This is a genomic window from Sphingopyxis sp. H050 (assembly GCF_001468265.1).
Taxonomy (GTDB): Bacteria; Pseudomonadota; Alphaproteobacteria; order Sphingomonadales; family Sphingomonadaceae; genus Sphingopyxis.
Genome location: NZ_LNRZ01000003.1, coordinates 1 through 11,860, shown reverse-complemented (window position 1 = coordinate 11,860; position 11,860 = coordinate 1). Strand labels below are relative to the sequence as shown.

At 62.6% G+C, this 11,860-nt stretch carries 13 protein-coding genes; 3 read left to right on the top strand and 10 right to left on the bottom strand.

The features are described from left to right. Positions 1-29 precede the first annotated feature (29 nt). The 9 genes from ATE67_RS06230 to ATE67_RS22090 all read right to left on the bottom strand — a co-directional run bounded on the left by ATE67_RS06230 (position 30) and on the right by ATE67_RS22090 (position 7,259). Positions 30-560 (bottom strand): MarR family winged helix-turn-helix transcriptional regulator, encoded by a 531-nt coding sequence (locus tag ATE67_RS06230; protein WP_231728068.1) that lies wholly within the window; start codon positions 558-560, stop codon positions 30-32. Next, a complete protein-coding gene (locus ATE67_RS06225; RefSeq protein WP_058815889.1) occupies positions 557-973 on the bottom strand; it encodes a hypothetical protein in 417 nt (138 codons plus the stop codon). Before ATE67_RS06225 ends, ATE67_RS06230 begins: the two co-directional genes overlap by 4 nt. 19 nt (positions 974-992) lie before the next feature. Continuing rightward, complete coding sequence (locus ATE67_RS06220) at positions 993-1,364, bottom strand: hypothetical protein (protein ID WP_058815888.1); 372 nt, start codon at positions 1,362-1,364, stop codon at positions 993-995. Between the two features lie 48 nt (positions 1,365-1,412). Beyond that, a complete protein-coding gene (locus ATE67_RS06215) occupies positions 1,413-1,892 on the bottom strand; it encodes a response regulator transcription factor (protein WP_058815887.1) in 480 nt (159 codons plus the stop codon). Positions 1,893-2,195: 303 nt separating this feature from the next. After that, entirely contained in the window at positions 2,196-2,897 is a 702-nt protein-coding gene (locus ATE67_RS06210) for a glutamine amidotransferase (protein WP_058815886.1), read from the bottom strand. 220 nt (positions 2,898-3,117) lie between these two features. Further along, positions 3,118-5,295, bottom strand: coding sequence for a TonB-dependent receptor (locus ATE67_RS06205; RefSeq protein WP_058815885.1), 2,178 nt, complete (start codon positions 5,293-5,295; stop codon positions 3,118-3,120). 40 nt (positions 5,296-5,335) lie between these two features. Then, positions 5,336-5,512, bottom strand: coding sequence for a hypothetical protein (locus tag ATE67_RS21645; RefSeq protein ID WP_197411888.1), 177 nt, complete (start codon positions 5,510-5,512; stop codon positions 5,336-5,338). Next, complete coding sequence (locus tag ATE67_RS06200; protein ID WP_058815884.1) at positions 5,509-6,675, bottom strand: PepSY-associated TM helix domain-containing protein; 1,167 nt, start codon at positions 6,673-6,675, stop codon at positions 5,509-5,511. Before ATE67_RS06200 ends, ATE67_RS21645 begins: the two co-directional genes overlap by 4 nt. Before the next feature lie 383 nt (positions 6,676-7,058). Further along, positions 7,059-7,259, bottom strand: coding sequence for a hypothetical protein (locus ATE67_RS22090; protein ID WP_058815883.1), 201 nt, complete (start codon positions 7,257-7,259; stop codon positions 7,059-7,061). A 239-nt stretch (positions 7,260-7,498) separates the two neighbouring features. On the opposite strand from ATE67_RS22090, the gene ATE67_RS06190 reads away from it, so the two are divergent. Then, the gene (locus tag ATE67_RS06190; RefSeq protein WP_058815882.1) at positions 7,499-8,836 is read left to right on the top strand and encodes a tyrosine-type recombinase/integrase; all 1,338 of its coding nucleotides are present in this window, start codon (positions 7,499-7,501) and stop codon (positions 8,834-8,836) included. A gap of 146 nt (positions 8,837-8,982) precedes the next feature. On the opposite strand, the gene ATE67_RS06185 is transcribed toward ATE67_RS06190, so the two are convergent. After that, positions 8,983-9,636, bottom strand: coding sequence for an AraC family transcriptional regulator (locus tag ATE67_RS06185; protein WP_269433443.1), 654 nt, complete (start codon positions 9,634-9,636; stop codon positions 8,983-8,985). Between the two features lie 117 nt (positions 9,637-9,753). On the opposite strand from ATE67_RS06185, the gene istA reads away from it, so the two are divergent. Both istA and ATE67_RS06175 read left to right on the top strand, forming a co-directional pair. After that, positions 9,754-11,268: an IS21 family transposase gene (gene istA / locus ATE67_RS06180; protein ID WP_021238707.1), complete on the top strand. Its 1,515-nt coding sequence runs from the start codon at positions 9,754-9,756 to the stop codon at positions 11,266-11,268. Then, the coding region (locus ATE67_RS06175) for an ATP-binding protein (protein ID WP_269433433.1) at positions 11,252-11,860 on the top strand (609 nt) is incomplete at its 3' end. The genes istA and ATE67_RS06175, both read left to right, overlap by 17 nt.

Below are 11,860 nucleotides of genomic sequence, written 5' to 3'. Positions count from 1 at the left end.
CCCCACGCCGCATCCGATCGCGCAGCGCCTCAGACGGCGCGCAAATTGCTGTTCTGGACGGCGAGCGCGAATTTCTCGAAATAGCTCGCCATGCGTTCGATGCCGCTGTCGGTCAGACGGACGATCGAACGACGGCGGTCGCGTTCGTCGATCGAGCGTTTGACCAATCCCATCGCCTCGAGCGACGCGATCATGCGAAGGCCCGACGACAGCGGGACACCTGCCCCGGTGGCCAAGTCGCTCGCGCTCAATGTGCGCCCATTCGCATTGGCGAGCATCAGGTCGAGCATCATATCCCACGTCGGACCCGACATTTGCGCGGTGCCGAAATGGGTCCTGCGCATCCGGCGAACCTGGATGCTCAGGGACAATTGGTCGATCAGCCGCGGCTGCGGCGTCGCAACATCGGTAAGAAAATCCGCGCGCATCGTCCCGATCGCCTCGTCGCCGGCATTTTTGGCGAGGAGGTCGTGGATCTGGTCTATACGCGACCGGATATCGGCAATCTCTTGGTTCGAAAACTGCTGCATTGTGATGAGACCCTTAGGGGCGCCGATCATCCCGCCGTGGCGTCTCCTCTCCGTTTGGTCGAACCCGATGCATAGAGGATCACAAAGAGGATCGGGTATGAGATATACATTGAAAGCAGCGCATAGGGACGCGCCAATATCTCCGAAAACATCAGCTTCTGGAGATGCCCGAAAATCGCGATCAATTGCCAACCGGTGATCCAGTAAGGCCAGAACCGCTGGGTTTTCAGAGCGATGAACCAGAAGCTCGCAAGCGCGATGATGTCGATTGCGAAGATACTATATTCAATGTGAGACCAATCCGGAGCAGGTGCCAGGAAGGACGTGCAGACCGAGGCGAGCAGTGCGGTATAGGCTGCCCAGCGTTCCAATGTACCGCCGCGCCACATCGCGACGGCAACGGTGAGCAGCAATACCCCATAATATGTCGCCACGGTCCACATTCGGATCGTCGTCCTTGAATTAAGATGCCTTGGCGAGCGAGAGGTGCGCGACCTCGGCGACACCGCCGCTGCTGGTTTCGGTCGAAATTTCGGGCGGCTTGACACCGGCGCCGAACATGCGGGCGCCAAGGCCGATCTGCTTCTGCGTCGCCGTGAGCGAGATATGCGCGTCGGTGAGGAGCTGGCGGACTTCGCCGGCGGCGGCGAGCGCATGCGCAACCTTGGCCATCGCTTCCTGGCCGACGATCGCGGACATGTTGATGTCGCGGCGGACGGTGGGCAGCGTTGCAGCCAGCTGGGCAATGCGGATCATGGTTTCGTCGATCGCGTCTTCGGCCTGGTGCAGGTCGGCAGCGATCTTCTTCGCGGCGGAGAGTCGTTCGTTCAGCATAACAGTCGGTCCTTGTAAACGAATGCCAGCGGTTTCCCCCCGCAACATTCAGGTCAAAACACGACCAAGACCGACAAGGATCGAGTAGAGAGCGGAAAATGCCAAAATGGTCGCGAACGCGATCAGGATCGGCCAGATAATCCTTTCCATCAACCCATGCCGGTTGGCCGGCTGGGACGCGGTAGGAAATGGCGAACCGATATTGAGCAGCCGCCGGATCGAACTGCGCCCCACACCGGCTTCATCGGCAGGGGCTGCAGCGCCTAGGTCGAACAATTGATATGTCAAAGGCTGATAAGGAGTAACCTGGTCGAATACACCGTTACGCGCCAAAATCGTCGCGGCCTCTATTCGGTTAGAAACATTAAGTTTTTTTAAGGCCCTTCGCACGCGTTCGTCGACAGTATGCGGCGAAACATCCATTATGCGAGCGATCTCCTTGGAATTTTTGTGCTCAAAAACCAGCCGCAACGTTTCGATTTGCGCGGCCGAAAGGAGACTGATGTAATTGTCTGGGTCACCCTGCACAGCCTTGGGTGTAGAGCATCGGAAGTCTAAATCAAGTTACGTGCAACCATGATTCGCGTATCATGTTACCCTAAATTTTGGCTGCATTGACGTAACGGAACGCCGGGCGCAACGGCGGAAAAGCCTGTCTGAACAGCTGTAACAGCCCGTGTGCGGCATATCGCGACATCCGCGCGGCAAAGGAAATGCTGTGCGCCGGTCGATCCGGACCGATCGCCGGTTCGCCGTCAGCGCGGGCGTCACCCGATTTAACTTTGCAAGTGAAACGTCTGACGCGCACCCGATCGCGCCGTCCCATTTGCCTCACGTCGTCAGTTGGGCAAGCCAGGCGGTGATCATCCGCCGTCCCGCCGCGACCGCAGCGGGGCCGCATTCGGCGTGGCGCGCACGCATGGCCGCGGGATTGGTGCCCACCTCTTCCAGCGCCTCCGGCCATTGGCCGATCCATTCCTCGAAACGCGGGTCGAGGCCCATTTCGGCATGGAATTGCAGCGCGAGGATGTTGGGACCCCGCTTGAACGCCTGATGCGGATAGGCCGGCGTCGACGCGATCAGCTCGACACCGTCGGGCAAGTCGAACGTGTCGCCGTGCCAGTGCAGCACGTCGACATCGGCCAGAAGCGCGAGCGGCGATGCGGGATCGACGTCGGTCAGCGGGTGAAAGCCGACCTCCTTCGCCGGCCCCGGATAGACCCGGGCGCCGAGCGCGGCGGCGATCATTTGGGCGCCGAAGCAGACGCCGAGCGTCGGCCGATCGGCTTCCAGCCGCCGCGCGAGCCGCTTCAACTGGCACGCGATCCATGGATGGCGGTCCTGCTCATACACCCCCATCGGCCCACCCATCATGATCAGCAGATCGGGCTGGGTCAGGTCGATCGATCCGAACGCCGGATCATCGACATCGATCCGATCGAGCGCATAGCCGGCCGACTCGACGGGCTCGCGGAAGCCCGCGATCCCTTCGTGCGGCACATGCCGAATGATGAGTCCTTTTTTGGCGGCCATTCCGGGAGAAAAGGGCGACGAGTCGAAGCCCTGCTGCGTTGTTTCGTTGGGCGGGTAACTAGCCAGATCGCCGCGGTAATGTCACTCTACTTTTGCAGTAGAGATACTGTTGCGGCCCGTAGCGGAGCTTGGCTTCCCTCCGCGGCGGGCCGCACGTCCCTCTCTCGAATGTCAGCACGCGGCGCGACGGGCGACCGGCCCGCCGGGCGCTTTCGGTTCTTCAGAATTCGATCGAAGCCGATGCCTTGAAGGTGCGCGGGCCGCCCTGGAGCAGCCGGGTGCCGAAAGCGCTGAACGCATTATAGGCCGTCGCCCAATAGCGCTTGTCGGCGACATTATCGACGTAGAAGCGCAGCGTCAGCGGGGTCTGGCCGACCTGCGCGACATAGCGCGCGCCGAGGTCGAAGCGCGTCCAGCTGCTCAGCTCGAGCGTGTTGGTCGCGTTCGCGGCCTGCTGGCCGGTGTAGACGACGCGGCCGGTCAGCGTCAGCGCCGGCAGGAAAGGCAGGTCCCATTCGATATTGGCGTTGGCGAGCAATTCGGGAACGCCTACGACATCATTGCCTTCATTGAGCCCCGCTTCCGTGCGGCGAAGCTTGGCGTCGAGGATGGTGAGGCCCGAGATGATCCGGAGGCCGTCGACCGGCTCGCCGTCGAGCGTGATCTCGACGCCCTTGTTCCGCTGGGTGCCGTAATTGCCGAAGACGATCGTCACCGGGTCAACGAAGCTATTGGGCTTGTCGATGCGGAACAGCGCGACGCCGGCGTTGAAGCGGCCGAAATTGAGCTTGCCGCCGACTTCATACTGCTTCGACTTGACCGGCGGCAGCGCCGCACCGCCGTTGACCACAACGAGCGGCTCGGTCAGCGGATTATTGTCGTCGTCGTAGCCGGCCGGCGCGGTCGCGCCTGCGATCAGGCCCTCGATGCGGTTGGCGTACAGCGACACGCCCTCGACCGGCTTGACGACGAGGCCGATCACCGGGGTCACTGCCGATTCCTTGTAACCGCCGGTGCGCGCGCCATCGGCGTAGGAGTAAGAGGTCGTTTTGATCTCCTGCAGGCGCAGGCCGCCGGTGATCAGGATGCGGTCGTCCCAGAAGCCGAGCGTGTTCGACACGAAGACGCTCGACAGGCGGCTGCGGCTGATCGGGAAGACATCGTCGAGGTCGCCGCCGACGAACTGGTTCGGCGCGGGGCGCGGCGCGACGACGGGGTCGTAAAGGTTGGTCGCATAGCCGACGAAATCGAAATCATAGGCGTTGCGGTTGAGCTGCCAGTTCACTGCCACGCCGGCGTTGATCTCGTGGCTGACGCCGCCGCCTTCGAGCTTGATGCGGATGCCCGCAGTCGCCGATTCATTATTGTCCTCGCGCGGCACATAGGAGCCGGCCCCGATCGCAGCGCCGGTCACCGCATTGGCGACGGTGATGCTGGCGGTGGTCTGATCCTCGCGCCCGTCGCGCGCGCCGACCTTGGCATAGAGCATCGCGGCGTCGGACAGATCATACTCGACGCTGAAGGTGCCGAAATAGTCCTTGGTCAGGATCTGGCTCCACGGCTGCGAATAGTTGGTGTCGGCGTCCGGCGCCCGCGGGATGAGCGCGCCGACCCCGACCTGGCCGCGCCAGTTCGTCTGGTTCAGCCGCTGATAGTTGAGGCTGAGTGCAGCGCGGAGCGGACCGCTGGTGTAATCGAGCGTCGCGCCAAGGACGTAGCTCGAGTGGAATTCATCGTCGATCGCGATGTCGCCGCGGCGCGCCGAAGCGTTGAGGCGCAGGCCCCACGCGTCGTCTGCGCCGAAGCGGCGCGCGACATCGACCGCTGCCGACAGATGCGACGCCGACGTGTAGCCGAGGGTCGCGCGGATGACGTCGCGCTCGGCCTTTTTGGGGAGGATGTTGACGCTGCCGCCGATGCCGCTGCCGCCCGGCGCAGCGCCGTTCAGGAAAGCGCTCGCTCCGTTGATCACCTGGACCGACGAGGCGAGTTCGGGCGCGACGATCTGGCGCGGGGTGATGCCGTACAGGCCGTCGAAACCGACATCGTCCGACGACAGGTCGAAGCCGCGGATGACGAAGACCTCGCCCGCGATGCCGAAGCCGAGCGCGGTGCGGATCGTCGGATCATTTTCCAGCACTTCGCCAAGCGAGTCGGGTTGCTGGTTCAGAATCAGCGCCTCGTTATAGCTGCGGATGTTGAACGGGATATCCTCGGCCGCCTTGGCGCCGAACACGCCGGCATTGCCGCCTGCCGTCACCTTGGTCTGGTTGTTGCGCTGCGCGGTCACGACGATATCGTCGGCGCCGCCTTGCTGCGCCGCCGCGGGGGCGACGATCGCGAGTATCGATGCGCCGGCGGCGAGTCCGATCGCGACGCGGGTGCTGGACTTGGTCACTTTTATTCCCCTTCTGACGCGATCGATCGCGCAATGGATGTCAGGTGCGGCGGGCGCGCATGGCCCAGCCGATGGCGAGAACGGGCATGGCAAGCGCGGCCCAGGCGACCGCGTCGCGAAGACCGTCGCCGGTGAGCGCGACGACGAGGCCGACGATGCTGACCAGTGCGAGCAGCAGAGGCATCGCGAAGATCGCGCGAAGGCTTTGTTTCTTCATTCCGCAGGCACCACATCGCCGCCGCTTTCGACCTCGCGGACGAGCGCGTCGGTCCCCGATCGGCGCTTGCCCAACCAGAGATAGAGGCCGGAGCCGAGAATGATGATCGTGAAGAGGGTCAGGATCGCCCACAGGATTTTGAGCGGCAGCCCGCCATAGTCGCCGAAGTGCAGCGGCTGCGAGAGCGCGAGCGCTTTCGTATACCAGGGCATCGGGCGCGCGTCGGTGAATGCGCCCGTCTCGGCATCGATCAGCGCGGAGGTCAATAGCCGCTCGGTGAGCGGCGTGTCGCCTTGAAAGAAGACGGCATAGTGATGCTTGCTGCTGAACGCGCCGCCGGGAAAGGCGATGAACTGCGGATTGTTGCCGGGAATCGCCTTGCGCGCGGCCGCCATCGCCTTGTCGATCGAGCCGTATCGGTCGGGCGTCACCGCGCCTTTGCCGGCATAGGCGTTCGTCATCTCGGCGAGTTCGGTTCGCTGCCAATATTGAAAGATCGGCGTCGCGAGCGCGTTGATCACCCCGGTCGCGCCGACCACGGTCATCCACGCCAGCGCGACGACGCCCAGCAGATTATGATAGTCGAGCCATTTGACGCGCCGGCTGCGCGAGGTGCGCAGCGTCCCGAAGTCGAGCTTTCGCATGAAGGGCGCGTAAAGCACCACACCCGAGACGATCGCGATCACGAAAAGCAGGCCCATCAAGCCGAGGAAGAGCATTCCCGGCAGGCCGAGGAACATGTCGGTGTGGAGTTGGAGCAGGACATGCATCACACCATCTTCGTCGACCGCGCCGGTCCGGGCGCCCGTCGAACGGTCGAAAAGCTGGATCGTCATGTCCTCGGCCGGCGAGTCGGGGCGCGGCGCGGTGGTGATGGTCATCGATGGCTGGTCGTTGTCGAAGGCCATGAACACCGGAACCTCGCCCGGCCGCGCCGCGAGCGCCCTTGCGAGCATCTCGTCGAGCGGCCTCAGTCCAGGCGCTTCACCCGACGAGCCGACCCCGGGCATGCCGAAGGACGAGCGCCCCTCGGTGAGCAGGTCGATCTCGTCATGGAAGATCAGCGGCAAGCCCGTGACGCACAGCATCAGCAAAAAGGCCGTGCACATGATGCTCGTCCATTTGTGGATCAGGAACCATGTGCGGATGGTCGATCGTGTCATGACTGCGTGCACGGCCTATATTGCGAAGAATTATCATTAGCGCCTTATTCGTCGCACGGCGGTCACGCAAGATGAAAGGGAAAACCGATTGTTGCCGAGGCGAGAAATGCCATGAGTCTGCCTATTCGCGCTCTTCGCGACGTCTCTGCGGTCGGTCTACGATCTGTCTTCCAGAGCCGTCCCAATGAAAGCCCTGACCGCGGAATCCCGATCAGCACCCACTCCGCAATGCAAATGACTCGCAATATGTGGAACCAATTGTGTAGGGACGCATCGATCGGAAGATAACCGTCGCGGCGAGCGCCACCGCGGCGAAGAAGGCCTTCGGGCGCCGATCGTAGCGCGTCGCGCGGGTTCCTATGGACGATGCCCCGCATCGTTCATCACGTCACCGCCTTCAGACGACCCAGCATGGAACCAGTCGGCGCCATAGCCTCGTCGGCCATCATCCCTTGCGCCTTGGGCGGACCGTCGAGCAAAGCGCACGCGCCCGTGCAATCGCTGACCTGCCCGGCGGTCATGATAAAGCTGATCGAGGACCGCTCGCATCGGTCGCGGCATGCAGCATCCGCAAAGACGTTCAAATCGCCATGAAATGGCGCACCCGACAGGATTCGAACCTGTGACCTTCGCCTTCGGAGGGGGTACTAGCATGTTTGCGCCAGCCTACGCCAGAGCAAGTTTTTCTAACCTAAGTCACTATAATCAAACGCTATTCTTGATTTGTCGATCTGCGCTGCCGTAACCTTGAATTCGCCCTGATTTCCTTCCGCGTGCTTACGTGGTGCTTACGCGAAAACCGGGCCAAACGGGAGTAGGCTCGATGGTCAAACTGACCAAGCGCGTTGTCGATGCAGCTGTAGCAGAGACGAAGGACTATGTCCTCTGGGACGATGAACTCCTTGGCTTCGGGCTGCGGATATTCCCCACCGGAAAGCGCAGCTATCTCATTCAGTATCGCGCCGGAGGCCGCTCGCGTCGTTACACGATCGGCATCCACGGAGTCTGGACTCCGGAAACTGCCAGGCGGGAGGCCAAGTCCCAACTGGGCAGGGTTGCTCAAGGCGAGGACCCCGCCGAAGAACGGGCCGAACTCAACAAAGCGATGTCGATGAAGGAGCTCTGCGAGCTCTACATGCAGGATCTCAAGGACGGGCTCATTCTAGGCAAAGGGGGCCGTCCCAAGAAGCAATCGACCGTCGACATCGATCTGGGCCGGATCGAACGGCACGTCATCCCGCTCCTCGGATCCCGCCGCGTCAAGGACCTCTCGAAGGCGATCCTCACCAAAGCCATGCGCGATATCATGGCGGGTAAGACCAAAGCCTTCATCAAGACCAAAAAGCTCCGCGGCCGCGCCAATGTGCGTGGCGGGCCAGGCACGGCGGCTCGGACGCTAGGGTTGATTGGCGGAATACTGACCTATGCGGTCGATCTCGGCGTCATCGACAGCAATCCCGCGCATGGCATCAAGCGTCCCAAAGACAATGTCCGTTCGCGGCGTCTCAACGACGGCGAGTATCGAATTCTTGGCCGCATGCTCAAGGCCGCTGCGCAAATCGAGAAGTTCGGCCCGACGATCGATATCATTCGGCAAATCGCACTTACGGGTTGCCGACGCGGTGAGATTATCAATCTCAAATGGTGTGATGTCGATATCGACGGAAGTTGCCTTCGCCTCTCCGAGAGCAAGGAGGGAAAGTCGGTTCGCCCCGTCGGCTTGCCGGTTGTGGAGTTTCTGGAGCAGCGCCAAGGCGACGACAACGGCACATATGTGTTTCCTGGACCCCGTGGGGAGGACACAGCATTTGGCGGCTTTCCAAACCATTGGGACGAGATATTCTTGGGCTCGCCCCTCGAAGGCGTCACTGCGCATGTTCTGCGCCACAGCTTCGCCAGCATCGGTAATGACCTGGGCTTCACCGAGGTCACCATCGCCGCCCTTATGGGTCATGCGAAGGGGTCGGTAACGAGCAAATATATCCATGTCCTGGACGCGGCGTTGATTATGGCGGCCGACACACTGGCCGGCTACATTGCCGCCCTGCTCGACGGAAGAATCTTCAAGCAGCGTGCTTATTCGCTCGATCGCGCATCGCGGAAGGCGGCTCTCTCCGAGTTCCTCGAGCGACAGGAGGCACCAATTCGCAAGGCAGCATAGCTGGGACAGGGTTACGCGGTTTTGGAGGGAGGCTTGAACTCCGATCGCAAGCCGCGCGTGACGATGGCAAGGATTCCGATGACTTAGATTCGCCCATTCCGGCCACCGTTGGAGCCGCAGCTAGCGGCGCGCCGAAGTTCGACCATCTACCTCCGCTTGGGCTGACCTTGGAAATACTTCCCCGGGGTGACGCCGGTCGCCTGACGGAACATACGGATGAAATTGCTGGCCGAGCCAAATGACAAATCCAGGGCGATATTGGTGATGGGCTCACCTTCGGCCAAGCGAACCAGAGCAGCCCGAAGCCGCACCTGTTTTCTGTAATCTGTAAAAGTCATATTCGCTTCACGCTCGAATGCGCGAGCCAGGGTCCTGCTGCTCGCGCCCAATTCGCTCGCCCACTCCGACAATGGTTTGTCATTCCCCGGCTCCCGCGAGAGAGCGGTCTCGATTTTTCTGAGACGCGAGGACCGCAGTTGAGGGACGAATAGGGATGGCGCGATTTCGACGGACACTTCCTGGGAGAACAAGATCGCCAAACTGACGCGCCGGGAGCGCGGCGCTGCCTTTTCGAGGGCAAAGATGCACTCGCGCAGGAGGCCACTCACCGCAACGACACCGGGAGCCTCGGGCAGCCGGCGGAGCACGCTGCCGCGACAGTAAACGCTGAGCATTTCGAAGCCAGCTGAAGTTTGCACGCGGTGATTTTCATTGGAAGGGAGCCAGCAGGCTTGCTCGGGCGGCACCACCCAGCATCCAGCCGCCGTTTCGAGGATCATCACACCGCGGCTAGGATAGATGATGAGGATCAGCGTGCAATAGGCACCCCCTTCGTGGGGTGATCGGCGTGCAAAAAGGACCCCTTCATCCCGGGGATTTAGTCGGCCGACTGGTTTTGATCAGTTGGCGAGAACGGGATGTTGATCGTGGAGACAGTGGTTCGGATTCGGCGTGAGCATGCAGCGGGGAAGGCGATCAAGGCGATCGCGCGCGACCTTCGTTTGTCGCGGAAGGTAGTCCGCAAGGCGATCCGGTCGCCGGAGGCGGCGTTCAACTATCAGCGCAAAGTCCAGCCGCTGCCGCGGATCGGTCCTTATCAGGATCGTCTCGATGCGCTGCTTGAGGAGAACGAGGGTCGCGGCCGCCGCGATCGGCTACGGATGACGCGTATCCATGACCTGCTGGTGCGCGAGGGGTTCGATGGATCCTATGATGCGGTGCGCCGCTATGCGGCGCGCTGGCGTGCTGCGCGGCGGAAGGATGCTGGCGAAGGCGCACCGGCGTTCATCCCGATGACCTTCCAGCCGGGTGAGGCCTACCAGTTCGACTGGAGCCACGAGGATGTGGAGATCGCCGGCAAGCCGATGCGGGTGAAGGTGGCGCATATGCGTCTCTGCGACTCGCGCGCACCCTATGTCCGGGCCTATCCGCGCGAGGGCCAGGAGATGCTGTTCGATGCCCATGCCCGGGCGTTCGCGTTCTTCGGCGGTGTGCCGCGACGCGGTATCTACGATAATATGAAGACGGCGGTGACGGCCGTGTTCACCGGCAAGGAGCGTGTGTTCAACCGCCGCTTCCTGATCATGACCGATCATTACATGGTCGAGCCGACCGCCTGCTCGCCGGCGGCGGGATGGGAGAAGGGCCAGGTCGAGCAGCAGGTCCAGACGATCCGAGGCCGCTTCTTCCAGCCGCGACTCCGGTTCGCCAGCCTGGCCGAGCTCAACGGGTGGCTGGAGGCCGAGTGCCGGCGCTGGGCCGAGCATCATGCCCATCCCGAACGCGGGGATATTACCGTCGCCGAGGCGCTGGATATGGAGCGACCGGCCCTGCAGCCGATCCTGGCACCGTTCGACGGCTTCCATGAGAGCGAGCATGCCGTCACCGGCACCTGCCTCATCAGCTTCGATCGCAACCGCTACTCGGTCATGTCGACGGCCGCACGCCGGACCGTTCAGGTGCGCTCCTATGCCGATCGCATCGTCATACGCTGCGGCGATGCGATCGTCGGGGAGCATGAGCGCCACTTCGGTCGGAACCGCACGATATACGATCCCTGGCATTATCTGCCGGTCCTCGCGCACAAGCCCGGCGCGCTGCGTAACGGCGCACCGTTCCAGGACTGGGATCTGCCGCCCGCCCTGCACCGATTACGGCGAAGGCTCGGCACCGGGGACGAGGCCGATCGCAGGTTCGTGCGGGTCCTCTCGGCGGTGCTCACCGATGGCCTGGAGCCGGTAGAGGCTGCCGTGCGCGAAGCGTTGGCGAACGGAACGGCCAGCGACGAGCTGATCCTCAACATCCTCTCCCGGCGCCGCGAGCCGGCGACACCCCACAGCATCGTCACTTCGGAAGACCGGATGCTGCAGCATCCTCCGCTCGCCGACTGTGCCCGCTATGATCTGCTGCGAGGCTATGATGCAGCGGCATGATATGATCGACACGATGCGCGGCCTCGGACTCAAGGGCATGGCGGCGGCGTTCGACGAGGCGGTCACCACCGGCCTCCAGCGCAAGCGCACCACCATGGAGATACTGACCGACCTGCTCCGTGCTGAGGCGACCCACCGGGATGCAGCTTCCATCCGCTATCGGATGACGGCTGCGAGGCTGCCCGTGGTGAAGGACCTGGAGCGGTTCAGCTTCGAGGGCACACCGATCAATGAGGAGATGATCCGCTCCCTTCACGATGGCTCCTTCCTCCCGCCTCGCCGCAATATCGTGCTGGTCGGCGGCACGGGGACAGGCAAGACCCACCTCGCCATCGCGATCACCGCCAATGTCGTGCGAAGGGGCGCTCGCGCCCGCTACTTCAACACCGTCGATCTGGTGACACGCCTCGAAGAGGAGACCCGGATCGGCAAAGGCGGGACCCTGGCGGCGCAGCTGTCGCGGCTCGACCTGATCGTGCTCGACGAGCTCGGTTATCTGCCGTTCGCCCGCTCGGGAGGGCAGTTGCTGTTCCACCTCATCAGCAAGCTTTATGAGCGGACCAGCGTCATCATCACCACGAACCTCGCCTTC